A 24,207-nucleotide genomic window follows, 5' to 3' on the forward strand; every position below is an offset into this window, starting at 1 on the left:
CACCTATCCACAGGTTCGTGGCAACACCGTCCACACCGCATGTGGAAAACCCTGCAGGCACTGGCACAATTTTCACCACGGCATCATCTTCCTTGTGGCACAAGCCCTGCGAAGGTCTATCCACAGGTTTCTTCGGCGCCGGTCCACACCCGGTGTGGAGAACTGTCGTCATGCCGACTTGCGCGTTACCCTTGTCGTCCCTGACTCCATCGCGGTGGACGGCGACCCCGCCCCACCCCAAGCAATGAAAAGCATCGAGCATCGAGACTTCACCCTGTCGCCGGAAGACAACGCGCAGCTGGCCAACCTGTGCGGCCCGTTCGACGGCCACCTTCGCCAGATCGAACTGAAGCTTGGCGTGGAAATCGCCAACCGCGGCTTCGTGTTCCGCATCAGCGGCCCGGCCGAGGCCAGCGCCGAGGCGCAGAAACTGATCGAGGCGCTGTACGAAGAAGCCGCCGAGACCACCTTCGACAACCACGCCATTCACCTGCGGCTGAACGCGGCCAACATCGAACAGATCGCCGACCGCTCCTACGAAGCGCAGGACGTGGCGATCAAGGTCAAGCGCGGAACCGTGCGCGGCCGGGGTTCCAACCAGAGCCGCTACCTGCACCAGATCGTCAGCCACGACATCAACTTCGGCATCGGCCCGGCCGGTACCGGCAAGACATTCCTGGCCGTGGCCAGCGCGGTGGAAGCACTGAACGAATCGCGCGTACAGCGCCTGATCCTGGTGCGTCCGGCGGTCGAGGCCGGCGAGAAGCTGGGCTTCCTGCCCGGCGACCTGAGCCAGAAGGTCGACCCGTACCTGCGCCCACTGTACGACGCCCTGTATGAAATGCTGGGCGTGGAAAAGGTGCTCAAGCTGCTGGAAAAGAACGTCATCGAGATCGCGCCGCTGGCCTACATGCGCGGCCGCACGCTCAACGATGCGTTCGTGATCCTGGACGAAGCGCAGAACACCACCATCGAACAGATGAAGATGTTCCTGACCCGCCTGGGCTTCGGTTCCACCGCCGTGGTCACCGGCGACCTGACCCAGACCGACCTGCCCAAGCATGTGAAGTCCGGTCTGCGCGATGCGATCGACGTGCTGCGCGACGTGGAGGGCGTCAGCTTCACCTTCTTCGAAGCCCGCGACGTGGTCCGCCACCCGCTGGTGGCGCGGATCGTCAGTGCCTACGACCGCCGCGACCTGCATGAGATCCAACCTGGAGCGACTCCATGACCCGTGGTCCCGTACGACTGGATGTCGCCGTCAGCTACGCCCTGCCCCGCGCCGGGCTGCCCTCTGCCGTCAGCTTCCGCAAGTGGGTGGCGGCTGCGCTGAAGGGCCGGATCCGCGAGGCCGACCTGGCCATCCGCGTGGTCGACAGCAAGGAAGGCCAGTCGTTGAACCGGCACTACCGGGGCAAGGACTACGCCACCAACGTGCTGAGCTTCCCGGCCGACGTGCCGGAGGGCCTGCCCAAGGGCGTCAAGTTCCCGCTGCTGGGCGACCTGGTGATCTGCGCACCGGTGGTGGCGCGTGAAGCCGACGAGCAGGGCAAAGTGCTCAACGCCCACTACGCGCACCTGACCGTACACGGCGTGCTGCACCTGCTCGGCTGGGACCACGAGGACGACAAGGAAGCCGAGGCGATGGAACAGCTGGAGCGCGAAATCCTGGCCGAGCTCGGCATCGACGACCCGTACGCGGGCGAGCGCTGAAACCTGGCCAGCCCCTGCGTGATCGAGCCCATGCTCGGGCGCAGTGGGCCATGCGCCCCGCAGAACCGACCAGAATGCAGCCGAGCATGGGCTCGGCTCTACCACGGAACCTCGCCTGTGCTGCTGCGTACTGCCCTGCCCCTGCTGCTCGTTGCCTCCACCGCTTCCGCCGCGCCGGACCTGCCTGCCCTGATCGAATGCCGCCAGGGCGTGGCCGAGCACGCCGCGCTGGCACCGCTGCTGGCCGATCCGCTGAAGGCCGTGGCCCACGGCCTGCAGCCGCTGCCGCAGGGCAACCAGTTCATGAGCGAGTACCGGCTGGCCAGCCCGATCACCGTGTTCGGCCAGCAGGCCGAGCGTGTGGCCGTGGCCGGCGCCAGCGTCATGGCCGTACTCGACCAGGCCGACCCGCGGCCGTTGGCCAAGCAGCTGGCCCTGGAGATCGGCTACGACCAGGACGGCAAGTTCATGGCCGGGCGCGAGCTGGTCAGCCGCGATGTGACCGACCCGAAGACCGGGGAGGCGCAGATCGAGTCGATCATCCTCAGCGTATCCACCGTCGCCAGCCACCCCGGAAGGACCCTGGCCGGCTGCACCTACAGCCTGGACCTGCCGGCCGAGGACGAGGGCCCGGCCGCCACCGCCCCGGCGGCCGACGGTCACTGACAGGCCCCCACATCCTGCTAGACTTGGGTCATCGCCCGGCCTGCCGGGTGCCTTTTTTCCAGAGATGTCAGAAGACGACAGTAGTAGCTCCTTCGTGGAGCACAGTGAAAAGAAGCGCGGCTGGCTTGAACGCCTGACGTCTGCTTTTTCCGGCGAACCCCACACCCGCGACGAGCTGGTCGCTGTCCTGCACACCGCGCAGGAAGAAGGGTTGATCGCCGCCGATACCCTGAAGATGATGGAAGGTGCCATTTCGGTGGCCGAGCTGACCGTGGGCGACGTGATGATCTCGCGTTCGCAGATGGTCTCGCTGCCGGTCGAGGCGCCCTTCCTGGAGCTGATGAAGCAGGTGGTCGAGTCCGGTCATTCGCGCTTCCCGGTGCATGGCGAAAACAAGGACGACATCCTTGGCGTGTTGCTGGCCAAGGACCTGCTGCGTGGCGTGGTTGCCGACAACGGTCCGGGCAACGTGCGTGAACTGCTGCGCCCGGCGGTGCTGATTCCGGAAGCGAAGAAGCTCAACGTACTGCTGAAGGAATTCCGCCTGTCGCGCAACCACATGGCGATCGTGGTGGACGAGTACGGCGGTGTCGCCGGCCTGGTCACCATCGAGGACGTGCTGGAGCAGATCGTCGGCGAGATCGACGACGAGCATGACGAGGCCGAGGATTTCTCCGCGCAGATCGCCATCCAGGCTGATGGCCAGTACGTGGTGGATGCACTGACGCCGATCGGCGATTTCAACGAGCGCTTCGGTGCCACCTTCTCCGATGAGGACTACGACACCATCGGTGGCCTGGTAACCGAAGCGGTGGGCCATCTGCCGGAAGTCGGTGACGAACTGGCGCTGGACCGCTTCATGTTCCGCGTAGCCCGCGCCGATGCGCGCCGGGTCCAGGCATTCCATGTAACGGTGCTGGCACCGGACGCGCAGGACGACGCTTGAAGCACCGTGGCCTGATCCTGACCCTGTGGCTGGCGTTGTGCCTGCTGGCCACGGCCCTGCCCCTGGCTGCGTTCGCGCAGGCGGCGGCGCCGACCGTTTCGACGGCCAGCGATGCCCCTGCCCCGCGCGTCGGTGTGGTCACCATGCAGCCCGGCACCGTGTTCTTCGAACGCTTCGGCCACGATGCCATCGTCGTGCTGGACCCAGTGAGCGGCGAGGCGATCTCGTACAACTTCGGCTACTTCGATCCGTCCGAACAGGATTTCATCGGCCGCTTCGTGCGTGGCGACATGATGTATTACCTGGTGGCGCTGCCGCTGCAGCAGGACCTGTCGTACTACGACGAGACCGGCCGCGGTGCCAGCGTGCAGTGGCTGGATATCACGCCTGACCAGGCGCGCTCGCTGGCCGCCGACCTGGCCGAACGGGCCAAGCCGGAAAACGCGCGCTACCACTACGATTACTACACCGCCAACTGCGCGACGATGGTGCGCGACACGCTGGACAAGGCACTGGGCGGCGGGCTGCATTCACAGCTGTCGGGCCGTTCGCGTGGCAACACCTATCGCAGCGAGTCGGTGCGCCTGGCGTCGCCGGCCCCGTGGATGTGGCTGGGCTTCGATATCGGCCTGGGTCCGTTTGCCGACCAGCCGCTGTCGCGCTGGCAGGAAGCCTTCGTGCCGATGCGCCTGGCCGATGCCCTGCGGCAAGCCCGCAACAGCGACGGCCGCCCGCTGGTGCAGTCCGAGCAGGAACTGCTGCCGCACCGCATCGATCCCGAACCCAAGGAGTTCGCGCGCCGCTGGTGGCCGTGGCTGCTGTGTGGCCTGGTGATTGCGGTGGGCGTGCTGGCGCTGCGCAGGCGTACGCGCCTGCTGGCCGGCCTGGCCTTGCCGCTGTGGCTGCTGTGCACGATCGCCGGTGGCCTGCTGGTGTTCCTGTGGGGTTTCAGCACGCACTACGCTGCCTGGGCCAACCGCAACCTGCTGCTGCTGTCGCCGCTGTGCGTACTGCTGTTGCCGGGGGCGATCAGCCTGCTGCGACGGCGCGTGCCTGGCCGCATGTTCAGGATCGTCCTGTGGCTGGTGGCGGTGCAGGCCGTGGCTGCCCTGGTGCTGCACTGGCTGAGCCTGCAGGCGCAGTACAACGTGCAGTGGATCGTACTGCTGCTGCCGGTCCACGCGGCGCTGGCCTGGGTGCTGGGGCGCCGTCCTCACTTGTCGGAAACGCAGCACTGACGCACGATGGCGGGCATGTCATTGCCCGCCTCACTGCCCGCCCCTGCTGCTGCCGCCTCCGCCGCAGCCAATCCCACCTGCGTCATCAACTGCGTCCACTACGATGACGACGGCAAACGCCACGACATCAGTCTGGATGCCATCAGCGATGTCATCGCCAGCAACAATGGTTTCGTCTGGGTCGGCCTGTACGATCCGAACGAAGATGTACTGCTGAAGCTGCAGGAAGAATTCTGCCTGCACGACCTGGCCGTCGAAGATGCGCGCAACGCGCACCAGCGCCCCAAGGTGGAGGCCTACGGCAACTCGTTGTTCGTGGTGGTGACCACCGCGCAGATGGTTGACGAGCGCATCCAGTACGGCGAGACCCACGCCTTCCTCGGCCCACGGTTCCTGGTGACCGTTCGCCATGGCGCCTCGCTCTCGTACGCACCGGTGCGTGCGCGCGTGGAGCGCGAACCACAGCTGCTGAAGATGGGCCCGTCGTACTGCCTGTACGCCGTGGCCGACTTCGTGGTCGACAATTACCTGCCCATCACCAACCGCTTCCGCGACACCCTGGAACTGCTGGAGAAGGACATCTTCGCCGACAGCTACAAACGCAGCACGGTGGTGCGCCTGTACGAGCTCAAGCGCGAGTTGAACAAGATGCGGATGGCGGTGGCGCCACTGCAGGATGTACTGGCACAGCTGCGCCGCTACCAGGGCGAGCTGTTCCCGGACGAAGTGAAGCTGTATATCCGCGACGTGCACGACCATGCGGTACGCATCAGCGATGTCATCGACACGCTGCGCGAGATGCTGGGCACGGCCCTGAGCGTGAACCTGTCACTGGTGACGCTGGCCCAGGGTGAGACAGTGAAGCGGCTGGGTGCCTGGGCCGCGCTGCTGGCCGCACCGACGCTGATCACCAGCTGGTATGGCATGAATTTTAGCCACATGCCGGAATTGAACCAGCCATGGGCCTACCCGCTGATGATCGTCGCTGTCGGTGGCATCTGCGTTGGCCTGTACCGGCTGTTCAAGCGGGTGAAGTGGTTGTAGGGCGTATCGACCAACGGTCGATACCCACCGAACCGTTAGGCCACCAACGGGTGAAGTGGCTGTAGGGCGTATCGACCAACGGTCGATACCCACTGGACCGGTAGGCCACCAACCGTCGATACCCACTGGACCGGTAGGCCACGACGGTCGACACCTAGCGTACCTATCGTGGCGCATTGGGCGAACATCAAGCCACGTAGATGGTCTTGATGTTCATGAACTCATGGATGCCGTGGTCGGCCAGTTCACGGCCGAAACCTGATTCCTTGCTGCCGCCGAACGGCAACCGTGCATCGCTCTTGACGATGGCGTTGACGAAGGCCGCGCCGCATTCCATGCGCTGGGCGAAGGACTCGCCACGCACCGGGTCGCGCGTCCACACGCTGCCGCCGAGGCCGAAGCGGGTGTCGTTGGCCACGCGCAGTGCCTCGGCTTCATCCTTGACCCGGATGACCGCAGCGACCGGCCCGAACAGTTCTTCGTCATAGGCCGGCATGCCCGGCCCCACCTGGTCGAGCACGCTGGCCGGGTAGCCCGCATGCGAACCGGCGATCGGTTCGCCGCCGATCAGCACCCGCGCGCCTTTGGCGACGCTGGCCTGCACCTGCTTGTGCAGTTCGTCGCGCAGGTCGGCACGGGCCATCGGTGCCAGCGTGGTGCCGCGCTCGTTCGGGTCGCCGTACTGACGCTCGCCTGCAGCTTCGACGAAGCGCCGGGTGAATTCATCGGCCACCGCTTCAACCACAATGAAGCGCTTGGCGGCAATGCAGGTCTGGCCACTGTTGTCGAAGCGCGACTTCACCGCGGCGGCAACCGCCTTGTCCAGGTCGGCATCATCGAGCACCACGAAGGCGTCGCTGCCGCCCAGCTCCATCACCGACTTCTTCAACTGGCTGCCAGCGTTGGACGCGATGGAGCGCCCTGCCCTCTCGCTGCCGGTCAGGGTGACTGCCTTCACCCGTGCATCGCGCAGTACGTCGGCAGCCTGGTCGTTGTCGATGTGCAGCACGTCGAACACACCGTCCGGCAGGCCGCCATCGCGGCACACCGCCAGGATCAGGTCGGCGCACTGCGGCACGTTGCTGGCGTGCTTGAGCAGCGCCACGTTGCCGGCCATGAACGCCGGGGCCAGGAAGCGGAACACCTGCCAGATCGGGAAATTCCACGGCATCACCGCGAACACGCAGCCGATCGGTTCATAGCGCACGTAACTGCGCTGGGCCTCGGTATCGATCAGCTGCGGCTTCAGATAGTCGGCGGCATGGTCGGCATAGAACTCACAGGTGGTCGCGCACTTTTCCACTTCGGCCAGGGCCTCGGCCTTCAGCTTGCCCATCTCGCTGGTCATGGCCTGCTGCAGGTCATCGCGGCGCGCACGCAGCTGGCCGGCAATCTGCTTGAGGATCGCCCCGCGATCCTGCAGCGAGCGCTCGGCCCAGCGTGGGAACGCCTCGGCTGCGGCCTGCAGGCGCTGCTCGATGGCAGCGGCATCCATCAGCTCATGGCGGTAGGTCACCTGGCCGGTGGCCGGGTTGATGATCTCGACGGTCATGGGGGGTCTCCATCAGGTAGACCCCCATTGTGCGCCGGCCGCCGTGAGCCGGATGTTGCCGGCTCAGCCGTTGTCCTGGCGGGCCAGCTGCAGGTCGCGCTGGCGTCGCTTCTCCGCACGCGCATTGATGTACCAGCCGATCACCGCAGCAATGGACACTGCAGACACCAGCAGCGTGGCCAGCGCATTGATCTTCGGGCTGATGCCCATGCGTACCGAGGCGAACACCTTCATCGGCAGCGTGGTCGAGCCCGGCGTGGCAACGAAGCTGGCCACCACCACGTCATCCAGCGACAGGGTGAACGCCAGCAGCCAACCGGCCACCAGCGCCGGGGCGATGATCGGCAGGGTGATGCGGGTGAACACGGTCAGCCGGCTCGCGCCGAGATCCATCGCCGCTTCTTCCAGCGACAGGTCCATCTCCTGCAGGCGCGAGGACACCACCACGGTGACGAAGCACAGGGTGAAGGTGACGTGGGCGATCCAGATGGTAGCCAGGCCACGCGCCGGGAAGCCCGGAATCGCGCCCATCGAGGCCAGCAGCGCCATCAGCGAGAAGCCGAGGATCACGTCCGGCATCACCAGCGGCGCGGTCACCAGCGCACCGAAGAACGGCTTCCCGCGGAAACGCTTGAAGCGGGTCATCACCATCGCCGCCAGCGTGCCGAGCACGGTGGCGGTACAGGCGGTCCAGAACGCGACCACCAGGCTGGTCCACATCGCATCCATCAGCGCCCGGTCGGCAAACAGATCGCTGTAGGCACGGGTGGAGAACCCGGCCCAGACCATGGCCAACCGCGAGCTGTTGAACGAATAGAACATCAACAGCAGGATCGGCAGGTACAGGAAAGCGAAGCCGAGCAGCAGCACGCCCAGGCCCAGGCCCTTGGCAGAACGCGGGCTCATGCCTGCTTCCCTTCCAGCAAACGCTGCTGGGATCGGTTGAACAGCAGGATCGGCACCAGCAGCAACAGGATCATCGCCGCCGCCATTGCCGAGGCACCGGGCCAGTTGCGGTTGTTGAAGAACTCGTTCCACAGCTGGCGACCGACCATCAGGGTTTCCGAGCCACCCAGCATTTCCGGGATCACGAATTCGCCGATCGCCGGGATCATCACCAGCATGCAGCCGGCGATGATGCCCGCCTTCGACAGCGGCAGGGTGATGCGCAGGAACGCCTGCCACGGCTTGGCGCCGAGGTCGTAGGCTGCTTCCAGCAGTCGGTGGTCATGCTTGACCAGGTTGGCGTACAGCGGAAGCACCATGAACGGCAGATAGCAGTACACGATGCCGATGTAGGCTGCGGTCGGGGTGTCGATCAGCTGCAGTTTCGGCAGGCCCATCGAGGTCATCAGCGACTGCAGGCCGGTGTACTGCAGGAACTGGTCGAGCAGGCCGTTGCGGTCCAGGATCGCTTTCCATGCATAGACGCGGATCAGGAACGAGGTCCACGACGGCAGCACCACCAGCATCATCGCCACGTTGCGCGCGGCCGGCGACAGGCGGGCGATGGCATAGGCCATCGGATAGCCGATCAGCAGGGTGAGGAAGGTCGAGATGGCGGCGATCTTGATCGAGCTCAGGAACGCCTGCGCATAGATCGAATCACGGAACAGCGCCAGGTAGTTCTCGAGGTTGAGCTTGAGCGAGAGCCCGCCATCGACGTACTGCAGCAGCCAGGTGTACGGCGGCGAGCCGACCCGGCTGTGCGAGAAACTGATCATCAGCACGATCAGGAACGGCACGGCGAAGAACAGCAGCAGCCACAGGTACGGAATGCCGATCACCGTGGCACGCAGCCCCGGCAGCCAGCGCTTGAGGCCGGCGGCGCTCATGAGGTCAGCACCACGCCGTCGTTGTCGCGCCAGTGCACCCACACCTCGTCACCCCAGGTCAGGCCATCGCTGGCCCAGCGCTGCGAGTTGGCGAAGTTGGCCAGCACCTTGGCGCCGCTGGGCAAGCGCACGTGGTAGACCGAATGGCTGCCGAAGTAGGCAATGTCCTCGATCACGCCCTGCGCCTTGTTGGTGTGCCCTTCCGGCTCATCCTTGCCGATCATCACCTTCTCCGGGCGCAGCGCGAACGCGACCGGCTGCCCTTCGTAACAGGTGATGCCATGGGCGATGTAGACCGGCGCCGGGAACAGCGGCGAGCGCACGGTCACGTATTCGGGCAGGTCCTCGTCGATCACCCCGTCGAACAGGTTGACCGAACCGATGAACTCGGCGACGAAGCGGTTGGCCGGCTGCTCGTAGACCTCGTCGGGCTTGCCGACCTGCTGGATCCAGCCGGCGTCCATCACCGCGATGCGGGTGGCCATGGTCATCGCCTCTTCCTGGTCGTGGGTGACCATCACGCAGGTCACGCCCGACGACTCGATGATGCTGACCAGCTCCAGCTGCATCTGCGAGCGCAGCTTCTTGTCCAGCGCGCCCATCGGTTCGTCCAGCAGCAGCAGCTTGGGCCCCTTGGCCAGCGACCGCGCCAGCGCCACGCGCTGCTGCTGGCCGCCGGACAGCTGGTGCGGCTTGCGCTTGCCAAGATGGCCCATCTGCACCAGGTCGAGCATCTCGCCCACGCGCTTGGCGATGGTCTCGCGGGCGAGTCCGTCCTGCTTCAGGCCGAAGGCGATGTTCTGCTCCACGGTCATGTGCGGGAACAGCGCATAGGACTGGAACATCATGTTGACCGGCCGCTGGTACGGCGGCAGCGCATCCATCCGCTGGCCATCGACGGTGATGCTGCCCTTGGTGGGTGTCTCGAAGCCGCCCAGGCAGCGCAGCAGGGTCGACTTGCCGCTGCCAGAGCCACCGAGCAGCGCGAATATCTCGCCCTTGCGGACGTCCAGGTTGACGTCGTCGACGGCGACGAAGCCATCGAATTCCTTGCGCAGATCACGAATGGAGAGATAGCCGGGCACACCGGTCGCTTCGACGACGGCGGCTTCCGGCTGGGCTTCAACGGGCATGGGGGCTCCGGGAGCGGGCGGTGGACAGCGGCCGCCATTCTACCGGCCGGGGGCCGATGGGGATATGACGACGGCGGGCGGGAAGGCGCCGCTGGCCGTCCTGGAGTACCGGACCGGTGTCGGGTTTGGCCCGCAAATGGCGCACTCCAGGCGCAACACGCGCCCCCTGCGTGGCCGTTGCCTGGTGTTTCCGCCTTGGCCTGCGGGTGCCGCGCCGAATCTGCAACGCTTTTCAGAACCGGGAGCCTTGATCGCCCGCCACTACCCCGTCGCAATCCCCAGGATCGAGGCCGACCATGGACGAACACGCGTGACATCCGCAGACACTTCTGTCTTCGCCCCACCCGCCCCCCAGCCCTCGTCAGCTGATCGGCTGGAGGTGGCCATCATCGGCGCCGGCCAGGCCGGGCTGTCACTCAGCACGGTCCTTCAGGAGGCCGGCATCAAGCATCGCGTACTGGAGGCGGAAACCGTGGGCGCCAGCTGGCGGCGGCGCTGGGATTCCTTCCAGACCAACACCGCCAACGCGACGATGGCCCTGCATGGCCACGCCTATGCGGGCGACGACCCGGAGGGCTTCATGGCTGCACCGGAAGTGATCCAGCGGCTCCGCGACTACGCCAGCGAAAGGTCACTGCCGATCCACGAAGGCTGCGCGGTCCTGCGTGTCACGCCCAAGGCGGGCGGCTACGCCATCGAATCCAGCCGCGGGCCGATCCAGGCCGCTGCGGTGGTGGTGGCCACCGGCGAATACGGCCGTCCCCGGATGCCCCGCGTTCCCTTTGCGCCCGGGCCGGCGCTGGCGGTACTGCACTCCAGCAACTACCGCAATTGCCGGCAGCTTCCCGACGGCGCGGTGCTGGTCATCGGCGGCGGCCAGTCCGGCGCGCAGATCGCCCAGGATCTCCGCGCCAGCGGCCGCAACGTGTATTGGTCGCTGGCCGAGCGCCATTCGCATACGCGCCGGCTGCGCGGCAAGGATTCGATGACCTGGTGGGACATGGCCGGACGCATCCACCAGCATGTGAGTGAATCGGCCGGGGTGCTCGCCGGGGAGCCGGACGCGCTGCGCAAGGCCCGGACCGCAGAGTTCCCGCTGATTTCCGGCAAGGGACGCGCAGGCCTGGGCAGCTCGATCAGCCTGCTGTCGATGCATCGCGAGGGCATCACACTGCTGGGCCGCCTGCAGGGCTTCGACGCGGACATCGCCCGCTTCGCCGATGTCCGCCCACAGCTGCGCACTGCGGTCGAAGCAACGCGGGCCGAGTACGCCTATCTCGATTCACTGGCAAGCGGGTACTACGCCACGCGGCCCGAACCGCGCACCGATGACGCCCGCTACATTCCAGAAGAGGTGTACCTGCACTGGGAGCCTGACGCCTCGCCGTGCGAACTGGATCTGAACGCTGCCGGCATCCGCTCGGTTGTCCTCGCCACTGGCTTCGTCGCCGAATGGCCGTGGCTGGATGTGGACGGCGTGCTGGACGAACACGGCTACCCGCTCGGCGAGTTTGGTGTCTCCCCGCAGCCTGGTCTGTTCTTCATCGGCATGCACAACCTGCAGCGGATGAGCTCATCATTCCTGTGCAACGGCGGTCGCGATGCGCGCGACCTGTTGCCCGCCATCCTGCGGCACCTTGGCCGGGCCGGCAATACCGGCGCCGGCGCAGGGCAAGGCAGCTGCCGGGCAAGGCCCGGCGCTACCGGAAACGCTTAGCGACCGGTCTTCACCTCGGTCCACAGCCGGGTGTAGAGCTTGTCGGTCTCCGGCGTGTTGATCGAATAGGTGAACATCTTCGCCGCCACGTCGGCCGGCGGGTAGATTGTCGGGTCGGTGCGGATCGCCTCGTCCACCAGCGGGGTCGCGGTCGGCACCGGGTTGCCGTAGTGGATGAAATTGGTGTTGGCCGCGGCGACCTTCGGTTCCAGCAGATAGTTGATGAACGCGTAGGCCGCTTCCGGGTGCTTGGCATCCTTCGGGATGGCCAGCATGTCGAACCACTGCGGCGCGCCTTCCTTCGGGATCGAATAGGCCACGTGCACGCCATTGCTGGCCTCGGCCGCACGGTCGCGGGCCTGGATGATGTCACCCGACCAGCCCACCACCAGGCAGGTGCCGCCGTTGGCCAGCGAGCCCACGTACTGCGAGGAGTGGAAGTTCTGCACGTACGGGCGGATCGACTTCAGCAGGTCCGCCGCCTTCTGCAGGTCGGCCGGATCGCCGCTGTGCGGATCCAGGCCCAGGTAGTGCAGCGCGATCGGAATCATGTCCGCCGGCGTGTCCAGGATGGTCACGCCGCAGTCCTTCATCTTGCTGATGTTTTCCGGCTTGAACACCAGGTCCCAACTGTTGGCGATGTCGGCGCTGCCACCGAAACGCTCCTTCAGCATGTCCACGTTGTAGCCGATGCCGGTGGTGCCGATCATGTACGGCACACCGTACTGGTTGCCCGGATCCTGGGTGGCGATGCGCTTCATCACCGCCGGGTCGAGGTTGGCCAGGTTCGGGATCTTCGACTTGTCCAGCGGCAGGAACACGCCGGCCTGGATCTGCCGGCCGAAGAAGTTCAGCGTCGGCACCACCACGTCGTAGCCGCTGTTGCCGGCCAGCAGCTTGGTCTCGACCATCTCGTCACTGTCGAACACATCGTAGGTGACCTTGATCCCGCTCTGCTTCTCGAAGTTGGGGATGGTGTCTTCGGCGATGTAGTCGCTGTAGTTGTAGACGTTCAGGACCTGGCTGTCCTGTCCGCCGCCGTTGCCGCCGCCACAGGCGGAAAGCATGGCGGAGGCCAGGCCGAGCGTGAGGATACGCAGCTTCATCGGGTGCTCCAGAATGCGGAAAGGGGGGCCGGCCGAGCCGGCGACGGGTGCCAGCCTACCCCCCGGCGAGGGATTTTTCTATTCGCGGCCTTCACACGTTCAGCAGCAGGAACTCGCGCTCCCACGAACTGATCACGCGGAAGAAGGTCTCGTATTCCTTGCGCTTGACCGAGGTGTAGGCGCGGCAGAAGCGCTCGCCGAGCAACGCCTGCAGCTCACTGCACTGCTCCAGCCCATCCAGCGCTTCACCCAGCGAACGCGGCAGGTCGTAGCCCAGCTCCTTGGCGCTGCCGGTCACCGGCGCATCCGGCGCCAGGCGCTCGCGGATGCCGAGCAGCCCGCAGGCCAGGGTCGCGGCCATCGCCAGGTAAGGGTTGGCATCGGAGCCGGCAAAGCGGCTTTCCACCCGCATGTTCTCCGGCGTATCCAGCGGCACCCGCAGGCCGCAGGTGCGGTTGTCGAAGCCCCAGTGCACGTTGCTCGGCGAGACCTCACCGAACACCAGGCGCCGGTAGGAATTCACGTTCGGCGCGAAGAACGCCATGGCCATCGGCACATATTTCTGCAGGCCGGCCAGGTAATGGGCGAACAGCGGACTGAAATCCTCACCACCGTGCTCGCCGGTGAACACGTTCTGGCCATCGCTGATGCGCAGCAGGCTCTGGTGGATGTGCATCGCACTGCCCGGCTCGTTCTCCATCGGCTTGGCCAGGAAGGTGGCATACACCCCATGGCGCATCGCCGATTCGCGCATGGTGCGCTTGAACAGGAACACCTGGTCGGCCAGATCCATCGCATTGGCGTGGGTGAAGTTGACCTCCAGCTGCGCCGCGCCGGATTCGTGGATCAGCGTATCCACGTCCAGCTTCATCGCATCGCAGTAGTCGTACATCAGGTCGAGGATCGGATCGAATTCGTTGACCGCGTCGATCGAGTACGACTGCCGCGCCGTTTCCGGGCGGCCGGAGCGGCCCGCCGGGGGCAGCAGCGGAAAATCCGGATCGGTGTTCTTCTGCACCAGGAAGAATTCCAGCTCGGGCGCGACCACTGGCCGCAGGCCGAGCTCGGTATAGGCATCCAGCACCCGGCGCAGCACGTTGCGCGGGGCCAGTTCGTGTGGCTCGCCGTTCTTGGTGTAGCAGTCATGGATGACCTGCGCGGTCGGGTCGGTCGCCCACGGCACCATGCGCACGGTGTCCGGGTCGGGGCGCAGGATCATGTCCGAGTCCGACGGCGAGGTCAGGTCGTAGTAATCGTCCGGAAATTCGCCGGTGACGGTGGTCGCGAAGATGCCTTCGGGCAGGCGCGTGCCGTAATCGTGCGAAAACTTGTCGGCCGGGATGATCTTGCCGCGCGCATTGCCGGTGATGTCCGGAACCAGGCACTCGACCTCGGTGATGCGCCGCTCCTTCAGCCAGCGCAGCAGGCTGCTTTCCTGCGGGGGCGGGGGCGTGGCCGTCTTGCGCGGGCGCGTTCGGGAACTCATTGGGATTCCAGTCGATTCTGTTGGTGCTGCCGGCAAGCTTGGCCGAACGCACGGAAAATAGCGTGATAGAACGGCGTCTGCATGACACGCCACTCCGGGTGCCACTGTACGCCGAGCACGAATCGATGGCGCGGGCTGCGGGCTGCTTCGACCAGGCCATCGTCGGCCCAGGCCTCGATCTGCAGGCCTTCGGCCACCTGCGCGATGCCCTGCCCGTGCACTGAGTTGACCTGCACACGATCGGCGGCACACCACTGCGCCAGCCAACCCCCATCGGCCAAGGTGATCGCATGGGCCGGACCATACTGCACCTCCACCGGCGCCTGCGGATCTTCGCGATGGTCGGCCATGCCAGGTACTGCATGCACCTGCGGATGCAGCGTGCCACCGAGCGCCACATTCAATTCCTGGAATCCGCGGCAGATCGCCAGCACGGGTAGATTCAACGCCAGCGCCTCGTGCAGCAGCGCGAACGCAGTGGCGTCGCGCGCCGGGTCATGCCGGTTGCCGTTCCAGGTGCGGCCCCCTTCGTAATGCTGCGGCTCGATGTTGCTGACCGCGCCGGTCAGCAGCAGGCCATCCAGGCCCTGCAGCCAATCGCGCGCCGGCAGCGGCGGCTGCAGACTCGGCAGCACCAGCGGTGTTGCCTGCGCAGCGTCAACCAACGCACGCACATATTTTTCCCCGGCCACCGCGAAACGATGATGGCCGAGCACGGTGCTGTCGGTGGGAAGGCCCACCCAGGGCAGGCGGCGCATGGGGAAACTCCTTGGCGTGGCATCAAGGTACGCGCCCGGCATCGGCATCGGCAAGCCGCTGCCCTCACACCACGGGCGCCCGGCTTGGGCCAAACTATCGGCGTGAAGCCCGACCGTCCTCCCCCGCTCCGACGCCCTTTCCCGCTTCTGCGAGGCCGCCGGTGAGCGCCGCCTTCCCGCCCAGCTGGTACGCCAGCAGCCTGCCCGAATCGCCCGCATTGCCGCCGTTGCGCGGTGAACTGCGTGCCGATGTGGCGATACTGGGCGCCGGCTATACCGGCCTCACCGCAGCACTGGAACTGGCCCTGCGCGGCCGGCGGGTGGTGGTGCTGGAAGCGCAGCGGATCGGCTGGGGAGCCTCGGGCCGCAATGGTGGCCAGGCGCTGGTCGGCTACGGCTGCGAAGTGGACGAGCTGGAACGCCAGCTCGGCCACGAGGATGCGCGCCGCCTCTTCGACTGGTCGCGCGAGGCGGTACAGACGATGCGTGCGCGCATCGACCGGCATGGCATCGATTGCCATTGGGTGGAGGGCCACGCCAGCGTTGCCATCCGCGCACGCCACGAGCGCGACCTGCGCGCCACCTGCGAACACCTGCAGCGACATTACGATTATCCGATGCAGTGGTGGGAGCGCGATGCCCTGCGTGGGCAACTGGACAGTCCGCGCTACCGCGCGGCGATGTTCGACCCGCTCAGCGCCCACCTGCATCCGCTGGCCTACGCCCGCGGGCTGGCCGATGCCGCGCGCGCAGCCGGGGTGGTCATCCACGAACAATCGCCGGTGACGCGCATTCAACGCGGCGCACATGCGGCGCTGCATACCGACCACGGCAGCGTGCGCGCGCCGCAGCTGGTGGTGGCCGGCAACGCCCTGCTGCAGGGGCTGGTGCCTGAGCTTGAGCGGCGCATCATGCCGGTCGGTACGTATATCGGCGCCAGCGCACCGCTGGGGGCCGAACGCGCCCGCGCCCTGATCGGCAACAACATGGCGGTCTCCGATACGGCCTGGGCGCTGGACTATTTCCGGCTCAGCCATGACCACCGCCTGCTGTTCGGTGGCCGCGCCAGCTATTCCGCGCTGCCGCCGCCGGGCCTGCACCGGGTGATGCAGCGGCGCATGCACGAGGTGTTCCCGCAACTGGCCGACATCCCGCTGCAGCAGGTCTGGGGCGGTTATGTGGATATCACCCGCAACCGCGCCCCGCACTGGGGCCGGCTGGATGGAAATGTGTACTTCGCGCAGGGGTTCTCCGGCCACGGCGTGGCAGCGGCCGGGCTGGCCGGCGAGGTCATTGCCGCCGCGATTGCGGGCCAGAGCGAGCGTCTGGACGTGTTCCAGCGCCTGCAGCATGCGCCCTTCCCCGGCGGACGCCTGCTGCGCATGCCGCTGCTGGTGGCGGCGATGTCCTGGTACAAGCTGCGGGATGCGCTGTGGTGAGTCATCGGGAAGCGAGCTGAATCTACCGCCCCCCCGAAAACTGTGAAACTCGTCGCCGCAGGTAATCATGTGATGACTTTCCCACTGGTCAGGCAGAACGCTGAGGCGATTGCATAATCGAACGCGTGTCGATACCGTCGGTAAGAACCGGGTCCCGCGGCGAATGGATGCTGACAGGGAACGTACTGTGAAGGGGTAGTGCGATTGAACTGGTGGAATGAAGGCCTGCAGCTGAAGTTGCGCATCCATCCGGCAGGACTTGCCTTGGCTGTGCTGTACGCGATTGCCTGCTGGGCCACACGCCAGCTCTCGCTTGATCAGTTCTATCTTCCCGCCGGCGTACGTGTTGCCGCGGTACTGCTCTGCCCGCCTCGGCTTTGGCCCTATCTGCTGCTCGGTGAGTACGCCTATTTCGCCCAGATGCGCGTGCCGATGATCGATCGGTACGGATTGACGTGGGTCATTCTTGGCTCGGCATTCCAGATGCCGGTCGTCATGACGATCGTCCATCTCCACCGCAACGTGATCTCGGCAGTAAAGAATGCCTGGCTCATATCGGTTGCTGCATTCGCCGCGGTATCCGTCACGCTGATCAACCTTCTTCTTGCAAATTTCCTCTGGCCAACACCACCCGATTTTCCGCTGCTGACCGGCATCGTCCGCCTGGTGGTGGGTGACTTCATCGGCATCCTGACGTTCGCACCACTTGTGCTGCTCTGGTCGCGAGGGAAGGCCGAAGTGCAGGTCCGGAAGCGTGACGTCGCGCAGATGGCAGGGGCCCTCGCACTGATGGTCGTGTTCGGCCTGTCAGCTGCCGATGTGCCTGCTGATGCAGTGACGACGAAAGTATCTCTGCAACTTCTCATGGCACTTCCTGCCGTTCTGCTGACATGCGTGTACGGATGGCGGGGCGCCGCCATCGGCGTGCCCACCCTGAACATGATCATCGGCCTGACTACGCCCGCCACCCACCCGGAGTCATTCGACCCTGCGTCATTCGCTACCCAGCAGATAATGGCAGTCACCGGCGCAGCGCTGCTCATACTTGGCTCCCGGATCACCCACTACTATCGGCGTTATCGACTCCGGGAGGTCGGAGAGAGAAATGCCATCAGACTCGCGCGGAGCTCACATGTTGCCAGTGAACTTGACCTTCGCGAACGTGCGTTGCATCTACGGAAGCTGGGTGATGGCATTGATCACGCGCTTGACGAGGTGATCAACTGGCTATCAGCACAGGGCCATCTTGCGATTGCGGAAAGCCTTGTGCATGTGGCATCGATCCATTCGCGCCAGCTCCGCGAGCAGACAAGCATGATCTACCCGACTGCTCTGGAGCACCTCGGACTCTACGTTGCCTTGAGAGCAGGAGGCGTTCGCGAAGCGTGGGAGAAGACGGCCCGTGTCGCCAATCCGGCGTTGCTCGGCGACCCCTGCCAACTCAGTGTCGGTCTGCAACTGGCCGCCTACCGCACGGTGATCGACGCGGTGTCATTGCTGATCCAGGGTGAAGCAGGGCAGATCCACGTGCGGGCACGCTGCGGACGGATCGGTTCGCATCGTGGAATCCTGATGACGGTTTCACTGCTGGATCAACAGCGAAACCTCTCCGATGCGACTGTCGCCGCAGCCATGGAACGTTTGGCCGGTAGAACGCTCGCCTACGGGGGCGCGCTGAAATGCACCCGGAATCGCATCGTGCTGGCAATGAAGGAAACGGGCACGGCCGCCCCTCTGGATGTTTTCTCGTCAAATGGAAGAAACAGCCTTTCGGGATTCGAAGCGGATGCCTCACGCGCGAAGGCGTGAATGACAGCACCCTCCGGCTTCTGATTCCGTAGCAGGCATGTACCGCCACCGGTGTTGGAGCGGAAACGTGCAAGCGGCTTTAGCCGCCTGCACGTCCAGGATCCTGAAGCACGAGTACTACGGTGCTTCAACGGACCAGATGTCGCCATCGGTGCTCGCGTAGCGCACCAGTACCACGTCCTGCGCACGATATACCTCGAAACGCCGTGCCGCAGCCGGAACAGTCAGTCGCTGACCGGGAAGCGAAACACGCGCCGCAGACTTGCCTGCGGGCAATACGAAGTAGGCATCACCGGCGTTGCCGATGATCACCTTTACCTGCCCGGCCAGATCGTTGACCTGCAGATAGACCACGCCATCGCGCTGGAAAGCGTACACCTGCCAAGCGGGATCGGCGCTGATGTCTGCAGCGGCGGGAGCGGTCTCGCCGAGCCCTGCGGTCGAGACTGCGGCGCTTGCCAAGGGCTTGCCGTGGTAGTCACCGCCTCCTCTATCACTCGCGAATACCGGAGCTGCGACGAACACTGCTGCAGTGGTTACAACACCAAAAAACATGGATCGCACAATGACCTCCTGGTCGGGGTGAGAGCAAACAACGTCGCAACGATAGTAACGTCTTCCCGCCGCAACGCAGTGATGGGGGGATAATCCGGACGATTTAGTCCCATATGTGCACCCTATGTCCGCGTGCCATGTCCTTGGCAGAAGAACATGGGGTGCCGATTGCGTCCGCACTCATCCGTGGATAGTGTCAATTCCTGGGCGAGCGGTAGCTGAGCGATGGTAAGGGAGGTTTTTTGGACCGATTGAAGAATGCCTTCGAGGTGAGCTTCCGCCTCCGGCCGGTCGGACTTGCACTGGCCGCCGTCTACGCTGCCAGCTGCCTCATCTCACGCCAGTTCTCGCTGGACCAGTTCTTCCTGCCAGCGGGTATCCGGGCGGCTGCGCTGCTGATCGTCCCGACGCGCCTGTGGCCCTATCTACTGCTCGGCGAGTACATCTACTTCGCCAAGCTGCGCCTTCCCATGATCGATACCTACGGCCTGGACTGGGTCATCCTGGCGTCGACGCTGCTGATGCCGATGGCGATGCTGGTGATCTATCTGCATCGAATGAGAACACCATCCGAGGCAGCCACCGGCCTCTGGCTGCTGTCGTTGTCGTTATGCACAGCGCTGTTGGTCCCGGGTCTCAATCTGAGCATTTCATATGTCCTCTGGTCCAATCCGCCGCCGAGCAACCTGCTGGACGCGGTCGATCGAACGATCTTCGGCCACTTCGCAGCCATCATCACCCTGGTCCCGCTGGCCTTCCTGTGGACCCTGCGGCACGCAGATCCCAGCTGGCGCCCCCGCTTTGTCGCGCCTACCGCTGTAGCGATCCTGTTGATGCTGATACTGGGGCTGGGTATGCAGCTGACAGGCAGCAGCGCCCATACCGCCCGCACACACCTTGTACTGATAGCGGCCTTGCCCGCCATCGCCCTGACCTTCATGCATGGCTGGCGCGGTGCAGCCATCGCAATTCCGCTGTTGAACCTCCCGCTTCATGCCGCGACGCCCAGCACCGGCCTGCCCTCCTCCTTCGACCTGGGCACGTTCGCTACCCAACAGAACATGGCTGTGATGAGCGTCGCTCTGCTCGCACTGGGATCGAGCATCAGCTATCACCATCAGCGCGCAAGATCCCGCGGTCTGGCAGAGGAAACCACGTTGCGCTTGGCGCGCAGCTCCCACCAGACCAGCGAGCGTGAGCTGCGTGAACGAGCCATCCACCTCAAGCATCTGAGCGAGGGCATGGACAGTTCACTCGACGAGATGATCAACTGGCTCAACTCCCAAGGCCACCATGCGGTGGCAAACAGCCTGCGACATGCGTCGTCCGTGCATTCACGGCTGTTCCGTGAACAGGCCAGCCTGGTCTATCCCACTGGGGTGGAGCAGGTCGGGCTGTATGTCGCGCTGCAGGCCGGCGGTGCATGCAAAAACTGGAGCAACACGCACCGCGTGACTCCGCCCAGACTGGCGGGCAACCCTTGCCTGCTGACCGTGGATCTGCAGTTGGCCATCTACCGCACCCTGATCGAGGCGGTCTCACTGCTGCTGGAACTGGAATCCGGGCAGGTCTGCGTAGCGGCCCGGTGCGGCAACTCAGGCAGTCGCCGTGGCATCGTGGTAGTGGTCTCGCTGCTCGACCGGCGCTGCGTGCTGTCGACCCGGACAACCCACCAGGCCGTCGAACGTCTGGCCGGTCGGATACTGGCCTATGGTGGCTCGGTACATTGCCGCAGCAACCGGCTTCGTCTGGTGCTGCACGAACCGTCCACGCAGCTTCGATCGGCGATCATACAGCCGGACTGAGCCGATATCGGTCGGGCCAAGCACCCTGTCCGGCTAAAGTTACACCCGAAACCGCCGCTACCCGTGCCAAGACTTTCCCACATGAGCCACCGCATCATGCCCGTCCTGTCGCAGGCCGCTCTGGATGGCGACCTGACCGATCCCCTGCCTCAGCGGATCCTGCTGGTGGAAAACTCGCGCGCGTTCACCGGCATGCTGCGCGAGGCAATCGAACAACGCCTGGAGCTGCCGGTGGTGGTGGCCAGCTCGCTGGCCGAGGCCGACCGGCTGCTCAGCACCGAGGACGGCTGGTTCCTGGTCCTGACCGGGCTGGTGCTGGCTGATGGCGACCGCGACGCGGTGGTCGAGTTCTTCCTCAAGCGCAACCTGCCGACCGTGGTGGTCAGCGGCGTGTACGACGAGGACCTGCGCAAGCGCGTGCTGCAGCAGCAAATCATCGATTACGTGCTGAAGAACACTCCGGGCAGCATCGACTATCTGGTCTGGCTGGTGCAGCGTCTGGAACGCAACCGGCGCATCGCCGCGCTGGTGGTGGACGACTCGCCGTCCGCACGCGGCTATGCCGCCGCCCTGCTGCGCATGTACGGTCACGAGGTGTACGAGGCGGCCGATGGCAATGAAGGCCTGGCGGCGATCGAGGCGCACCCGGCGATCCGCCTGGCCGTGGTCGACCAGGAGATGCCGGGCATGCAGGGCGTGGAGTTCACCCGCCGCCTGCGTACCCTGCGCTCGCGCGACAAGGTGGCGGTGATCGGCATTTCCGGCAATACCGATGCGTCGCTGATTCCGCGCTTCCTGAAGAACGGCGCCAATGACTTCCTGCGCAAACCCTTCTCGCGCGAAGAGTTCTTCTGCCGCGTCTCGCAGAATGTGGACCAGCTGGAATTGATCGGCACGCTGCAGGACCTCGCCACCCGCGATTTCCTCACCGGCCTGCCCAACCGCCGCTGCTTCCTGGAACAGAGCCAGCGCCAGCTGCCGCAACTGCAGCTGCACGGCCAGTGCGTGGCGGTGGCGATGATCGACATCGATCATTTCAAGCACATCAACGACACCCACGGCCATGAGGCCGGTGACGATGCACTGCGCGCGGTCGCCCGTGCTGTCGGCGACCACGCGCGAAGCCAGGACCTGATCGCGCGCTTCGGCGGCGAGGAATTCTGTCTGCTGGTGCCGGACATGGAACAGGACGAAGCTCTGCTCTATTTCGAGGAGCTGCGCCAGCGCATCGCCGCGCTGGAAGTGGACATCGGCAGTGCCACGCTGCGCATGACGGTCAGCATCGGCCTGTGCTGCCTGCGGCCACAGCGTGATGCGCTGCACCGGCTGATTTCCGAGGCCGATCGCCAGCTGTACCTGGCCAAGGCCGGAGGCCGCAACCGGGTCAGCTGCACCACGGTGGCCAGCCCGCTGCGCCCGCGCGAGGCTGCGCTGTCCTGACAGGCATGCCTTGATCCAGATCAACGCCGCCCGTGGGCGGCGCCTCTACAGTCGGCCCCGACATCAGCATGAAGGGGAGCCGGGGATGGCACTACTGGTCTGGCAGGACGATCTGAACATCGGCATCGATGTGATCGATCAACAACACCGCCGCATCATCGAAATGCTCAACCACCTGCACGTGGCGCAGACCAGCCTGCAGCGGGCAGCGGTGGGCGAAGTGATCGACGAGGTGGTGGACTACACCATGTCGCACTTCGCATTCGAAGAAGAGCTGATGGAGGAGGCCGGCTACCCGTTCTGTGCCGCGCACAAGCGTGTGCATGAGGTCTTCATCAAGCGGGTATCGGAATACCGCATGCGCTTCCAGGCCGGTGAGGACATCAGTGACGAGTTGCGCACCATGCTCTCGCGCTGGCTGTTCAACCACATCCGCGGCGACGACCAGGCCTATGCCGAACAGGTCAAGCAGCACCTGAACCAGTTTGCCCGCGAGCACCAGAGCGGCGGCTGGCTGGGCCGCACGCTCAAGCGCTTCTTCGGCTGATCAGCGCTGGCGGCGCTGCAGGGCGAGCAGCGCGCACAGGGTGATCACTGCGGTCAGGCACAGGTAGTAGCCGACCGCGACCAGCCCATAACGCTCGGCCAGCCAGGTCGCCAGGTACGGCGCCGGAGCTGCGCCAAGAATGCCGGCCAGGTTGAACGACAGCGAGGCACCGGTGTAGCGCACTTCCACCGGATAGATTTCGGCGAGGAACGTGCCGCACGGGCCGTAGGTCAGCCCCATCAGGAACAGGCCCAGGCACAGGAACGTCAGTACCAGCCACGGGCTGCCGGCCTGGAACAACGGCGCGAACAGCACACCGAAGCCGATGATCAGCAGGCTGGCGATGGCCATCGTGCGGCGCGTCCCCCAGCGGTCGCCGTAGCGCGCCGACAGCGGGATGCCGGCGGCGAAGAACAGCATCGCCACCATCTGCATCAGCAGGAACTGCTCGCGGCTGTAGCCGAGCACGGCGGTGCCGTGGCCGAGGCTGAACACCGTCATCAGATAGAACAGCACGAAGGTGGCGAACGCACCCAGCGTGCCCAGCAGCATCGGCAGCGGATGGTCGCGCAGCACCGTCCACATCGGCAGGCGCACCGGCGCCTTGCGCTCCAGCGCGCGCTTGAAATCCGGTGTCTCGTGGATGTTCAGCCGCACCCACAGGCCGAGGCCGACCAGCAGCGCGCTGGCAACGAACGGAATGCGCCAGCCCCATTGCAGGAAATCGTCCTGGCCCAGGCAGCGGCCGAGCAGCAGAAAGATCCCGGCTGACAGCAGGAAGCCGATCGGTGCACCCAGCTGCGGGAACATGCCGTACCAGGCACGCTTGCCCGGCGGTGCGTTCTCGGTGGCCAGCAGCACCGCCCCGCCCCATTCGCCGCCCAGGCCCAGGCCCTGGCCGAAGCGGCACAGCGCCAGCAGTGCCGGCGCCCACAGGCCGATCTGCGCATGGGTGGGCAGCAGACCGATGGCGACCGTGGACAGGCCCATGGTCAGCAGCGCGGCCACCAGGGTGGCCTTGCGGCCGATACGGTCCCCGAAGTGACCAAACACCGCCGAGCCCACCGGGCGTGCGATGAACGCCACCGCGAAGGTCGCCAGGGACTGCAGCAAGGCGGCCTGGTCGCTGCTTTCCGGGAAGAACAGGTGCGGGAACACCAGCACTGCGGCGGTGGCGTAGATGTAGAAGTCGAAGAACTCGATGGTGGTGCCGATCAGGCTGGCCAGCAGGACACGGCGGGGAGAATTCACGGGTGGCGCGGCAGCGGTGATCGTCGACATCGGCAAGGCGGGTAACGGCGGATCGACCGATTCTGCCACGGGGCAGTGGCTGTACGGGGCGATGGTTTCAGCCGACACCGATGCCAACGAATTCTCTCTGCGTGGATGAATCCCACCATGCCGCCTCTACAGTAGAT

The 24,207-nt window shown here is 65.4% G+C and carries 22 protein-coding genes; 13 read left to right on the top strand and 9 right to left on the bottom strand.

The features are described 5' to 3' along the window. The first annotated feature begins 244 nt into the window (after positions 1-244). The 6 genes from AB4Y98_RS02755 to AB4Y98_RS02780 all read left to right on the top strand — a co-directional run bounded on the left by AB4Y98_RS02755 (position 245) and on the right by AB4Y98_RS02780 (position 5,607). Positions 245-1,231 (top strand): PhoH family protein, encoded by a 987-nt coding sequence (locus AB4Y98_RS02755; protein ID WP_025875300.1) that lies wholly within the window; start codon positions 245-247, stop codon positions 1,229-1,231. Further along, on the top strand, positions 1,228-1,713 hold the full coding sequence (gene ybeY / locus AB4Y98_RS02760) for an rRNA maturation RNase YbeY (RefSeq protein ID WP_100464485.1): 486 nt from the start codon (positions 1,228-1,230) through the stop codon (positions 1,711-1,713). Before AB4Y98_RS02755 ends, ybeY begins: the two co-directional genes overlap by 4 nt. A 117-nt stretch (positions 1,714-1,830) precedes the next feature. Further along, positions 1,831-2,379: a hypothetical protein gene (locus AB4Y98_RS02765; RefSeq protein WP_442243725.1), complete on the top strand. Its 549-nt coding sequence runs from the start codon at positions 1,831-1,833 to the stop codon at positions 2,377-2,379. Positions 2,380-2,443: 64 nt separating this feature from the next. Then, on the top strand, positions 2,444-3,325 hold the full coding sequence (locus AB4Y98_RS02770; RefSeq protein WP_032975685.1) for an HlyC/CorC family transporter: 882 nt from the start codon (positions 2,444-2,446) through the stop codon (positions 3,323-3,325). After that, complete coding sequence (locus AB4Y98_RS02775) at positions 3,322-4,563, top strand: lipoprotein N-acyltransferase Lnb domain-containing protein (RefSeq protein ID WP_312109026.1); 1,242 nt, start codon at positions 3,322-3,324, stop codon at positions 4,561-4,563. Before AB4Y98_RS02770 ends, AB4Y98_RS02775 begins: the two co-directional genes overlap by 4 nt. 15 nt (positions 4,564-4,578) lie before the next feature. Beyond that, entirely contained in the window at positions 4,579-5,607 is a 1,029-nt protein-coding gene (locus AB4Y98_RS02780; protein ID WP_051562385.1) for a magnesium and cobalt transport protein CorA, read from the top strand. A 187-nt stretch (positions 5,608-5,794) separates the two neighbouring features. On the opposite strand, the gene AB4Y98_RS02785 is transcribed toward AB4Y98_RS02780, so the two are convergent. The 4 genes from AB4Y98_RS02785 to AB4Y98_RS02800 form a co-directional block, all read right to left on the bottom strand. Beyond that, the gene (locus AB4Y98_RS02785; RefSeq protein ID WP_032975683.1) at positions 5,795-7,159 is read right to left on the bottom strand and encodes an NAD-dependent succinate-semialdehyde dehydrogenase; all 1,365 of its coding nucleotides are present in this window, start codon (positions 7,157-7,159) and stop codon (positions 5,795-5,797) included. A gap of 63 nt (positions 7,160-7,222) precedes the next feature. Continuing rightward, positions 7,223-8,065 carry an ABC transporter permease subunit gene (locus AB4Y98_RS02790; RefSeq protein WP_025875316.1) on the bottom strand — a complete coding sequence of 281 codons (843 nt, stop codon included), beginning with the start codon at positions 8,063-8,065 and terminating at the stop codon, positions 7,223-7,225. Next, a complete protein-coding gene (locus AB4Y98_RS02795; protein WP_032975682.1) occupies positions 8,062-8,994 on the bottom strand; it encodes an ABC transporter permease subunit in 933 nt (310 codons plus the stop codon). Before AB4Y98_RS02795 ends, AB4Y98_RS02790 begins: the two co-directional genes overlap by 4 nt. After that, complete coding sequence (locus AB4Y98_RS02800) at positions 8,991-10,127, bottom strand: ABC transporter ATP-binding protein (RefSeq protein WP_033830749.1); 1,137 nt, start codon at positions 10,125-10,127, stop codon at positions 8,991-8,993. The genes AB4Y98_RS02795 and AB4Y98_RS02800 overlap by 4 nt, the downstream gene beginning before the upstream one ends. Before the next feature lie 64 nt (positions 10,128-10,191). On the opposite strand from AB4Y98_RS02800, the gene AB4Y98_RS02805 reads away from it, so the two are divergent. Beyond that, positions 10,192-11,844 (top strand): NAD(P)-binding domain-containing protein, encoded by a 1,653-nt coding sequence (locus tag AB4Y98_RS02805; protein WP_442243726.1) that lies wholly within the window; start codon positions 10,192-10,194, stop codon positions 11,842-11,844. Here the strand turns inward: AB4Y98_RS02805 and AB4Y98_RS02810 are convergent. The 3 genes from AB4Y98_RS02810 to AB4Y98_RS02820 all read right to left on the bottom strand — a co-directional run bounded on the left by AB4Y98_RS02810 (position 11,841) and on the right by AB4Y98_RS02820 (position 15,194). Continuing rightward, positions 11,841-12,950 carry a polyamine ABC transporter substrate-binding protein gene (locus AB4Y98_RS02810; RefSeq protein WP_033830748.1) on the bottom strand — a complete coding sequence of 370 codons (1,110 nt, stop codon included), beginning with the start codon at positions 12,948-12,950 and terminating at the stop codon, positions 11,841-11,843. The genes AB4Y98_RS02805 and AB4Y98_RS02810 overlap by 4 nt on opposite strands. A gap of 91 nt (positions 12,951-13,041) precedes the next feature. Then, positions 13,042-14,436: a glutamine synthetase family protein gene (locus AB4Y98_RS02815; RefSeq protein ID WP_025875326.1), complete on the bottom strand. Its 1,395-nt coding sequence runs from the start codon at positions 14,434-14,436 to the stop codon at positions 13,042-13,044. Further along, the gene (locus tag AB4Y98_RS02820; RefSeq protein ID WP_442243727.1) at positions 14,433-15,194 is read right to left on the bottom strand and encodes a gamma-glutamyl-gamma-aminobutyrate hydrolase family protein; all 762 of its coding nucleotides are present in this window, start codon (positions 15,192-15,194) and stop codon (positions 14,433-14,435) included. Before AB4Y98_RS02820 ends, AB4Y98_RS02815 begins: the two co-directional genes overlap by 4 nt. Positions 15,195-15,355: 161 nt before the next feature. Here AB4Y98_RS02820 and AB4Y98_RS02825 point away from each other — a divergent pair, with 161 nt between their 5' ends. Further along, positions 15,356-16,633, top strand: coding sequence for an NAD(P)/FAD-dependent oxidoreductase (locus tag AB4Y98_RS02825; RefSeq protein ID WP_428704127.1), 1,278 nt, complete (start codon positions 15,356-15,358; stop codon positions 16,631-16,633). Between the two features lie 198 nt (positions 16,634-16,831). After that, positions 16,832-18,442 carry an MASE1 domain-containing protein gene (locus AB4Y98_RS02830; RefSeq protein WP_363730980.1) on the top strand — a complete coding sequence of 537 codons (1,611 nt, stop codon included), beginning with the start codon at positions 16,832-16,834 and terminating at the stop codon, positions 18,440-18,442. 117 nt (positions 18,443-18,559) lie between these two features. Here the strand turns inward: AB4Y98_RS02830 and AB4Y98_RS02835 are convergent, their stop codons facing one another. After that, positions 18,560-18,997: a hypothetical protein gene (locus AB4Y98_RS02835; RefSeq protein ID WP_363730977.1), complete on the bottom strand. Its 438-nt coding sequence runs from the start codon at positions 18,995-18,997 to the stop codon at positions 18,560-18,562. Positions 18,998-19,239: 242 nt separating this feature from the next. Between AB4Y98_RS02835 and AB4Y98_RS02840 the strand changes: the two genes are divergently transcribed. The 3 genes from AB4Y98_RS02840 (at position 19,240) to AB4Y98_RS02850 (ending at position 22,789) form a co-directional block, all read left to right on the top strand. Beyond that, entirely contained in the window at positions 19,240-20,802 is a 1,563-nt protein-coding gene (locus AB4Y98_RS02840; protein WP_363730974.1) for an MASE1 domain-containing protein, read from the top strand. A 96-nt stretch (positions 20,803-20,898) separates the two neighbouring features. Next, on the top strand, positions 20,899-22,242 hold the full coding sequence (locus tag AB4Y98_RS02845) for a diguanylate cyclase (RefSeq protein ID WP_089239961.1): 1,344 nt from the start codon (positions 20,899-20,901) through the stop codon (positions 22,240-22,242). 85 nt (positions 22,243-22,327) lie between these two features. Further along, on the top strand, positions 22,328-22,789 hold the full coding sequence (locus tag AB4Y98_RS02850; protein WP_025875341.1) for a bacteriohemerythrin: 462 nt from the start codon (positions 22,328-22,330) through the stop codon (positions 22,787-22,789). Here the strand turns inward: AB4Y98_RS02850 and AB4Y98_RS02855 are convergent, their stop codons facing one another. Further along, positions 22,790-24,070, bottom strand: coding sequence for an MFS transporter (locus tag AB4Y98_RS02855; RefSeq protein ID WP_080149309.1), 1,281 nt, complete (start codon positions 24,068-24,070; stop codon positions 22,790-22,792). Here AB4Y98_RS02855 and AB4Y98_RS02860 point away from each other — a divergent pair. Continuing rightward, the gene (locus AB4Y98_RS02860) at positions 24,057-24,179 is read left to right on the top strand and encodes a hypothetical protein (RefSeq protein WP_312112949.1); all 123 of its coding nucleotides are present in this window, start codon (positions 24,057-24,059) and stop codon (positions 24,177-24,179) included. The two genes, AB4Y98_RS02855 and AB4Y98_RS02860, sit on opposite strands and share 14 nt — an antisense overlap. The last annotated feature ends 28 nt before the right edge of the window (positions 24,180-24,207 follow it).

The organism is Stenotrophomonas sp. 2YAF26, from assembly GCF_052114625.1.
Taxonomy (GTDB): Bacteria; Pseudomonadota; Gammaproteobacteria; order Xanthomonadales; family Xanthomonadaceae; genus Stenotrophomonas; species Stenotrophomonas indicatrix.

Bases quoted from the DNA above. Each gene is read 5' to 3' on its own strand.
- AB4Y98_RS02755 (WP_025875300.1), top strand. From the start codon at position 245: ATGAAAAGCATCGAGCATCGAGACTTCACCCTGTCGCCGGAAGACAAC.
- ybeY (WP_100464485.1), top strand. From the start codon at position 1,228: ATGACCCGTGGTCCCGTACGACTGGATGTCGCCGTCAGCTACGCCCTG.
- AB4Y98_RS02770 (WP_032975685.1), top strand. From the start codon at position 2,444: ATGTCAGAAGACGACAGTAGTAGCTCCTTCGTGGAGCACAGTGAAAAG.
- AB4Y98_RS02780 (WP_051562385.1), top strand. From the start codon at position 4,579: ATGTCATTGCCCGCCTCACTGCCCGCCCCTGCTGCTGCCGCCTCCGCC.
- AB4Y98_RS02785 (WP_032975683.1), bottom strand. From the start codon at position 7,159: ATGACCGTCGAGATCATCAACCCGGCCACCGGCCAGGTGACCTACCGC.
- AB4Y98_RS02790 (WP_025875316.1), bottom strand. From the start codon at position 8,065: ATGAGCCCGCGTTCTGCCAAGGGCCTGGGCCTGGGCGTGCTGCTGCTC.
- AB4Y98_RS02795 (WP_032975682.1), bottom strand. From the start codon at position 8,994: ATGAGCGCCGCCGGCCTCAAGCGCTGGCTGCCGGGGCTGCGTGCCACG.
- AB4Y98_RS02800 (WP_033830749.1), bottom strand. From the start codon at position 10,127: ATGCCCGTTGAAGCCCAGCCGGAAGCCGCCGTCGTCGAAGCGACCGGT.
- AB4Y98_RS02805 (WP_442243726.1), top strand. From the start codon at position 10,192: ATGACGACGGCGGGCGGGAAGGCGCCGCTGGCCGTCCTGGAGTACCGG.
- AB4Y98_RS02810 (WP_033830748.1), bottom strand. From the start codon at position 12,950: ATGAAGCTGCGTATCCTCACGCTCGGCCTGGCCTCCGCCATGCTTTCC.
- AB4Y98_RS02815 (WP_025875326.1), bottom strand. From the start codon at position 14,436: ATGAGTTCCCGAACGCGCCCGCGCAAGACGGCCACGCCCCCGCCCCCG.
- AB4Y98_RS02820 (WP_442243727.1), bottom strand. From the start codon at position 15,194: ATGCGCCGCCTGCCCTGGGTGGGCCTTCCCACCGACAGCACCGTGCTC.
- AB4Y98_RS02835 (WP_363730977.1), bottom strand. From the start codon at position 18,997: ATGTTTTTTGGTGTTGTAACCACTGCAGCAGTGTTCGTCGCAGCTCCG.
- AB4Y98_RS02845 (WP_089239961.1), top strand. From the start codon at position 20,899: ATGCCCGTCCTGTCGCAGGCCGCTCTGGATGGCGACCTGACCGATCCC.
- AB4Y98_RS02850 (WP_025875341.1), top strand. From the start codon at position 22,328: ATGGCACTACTGGTCTGGCAGGACGATCTGAACATCGGCATCGATGTG.
- AB4Y98_RS02855 (WP_080149309.1), bottom strand. From the start codon at position 24,070: ATGTCGACGATCACCGCTGCCGCGCCACCCGTGAATTCTCCCCGCCGT.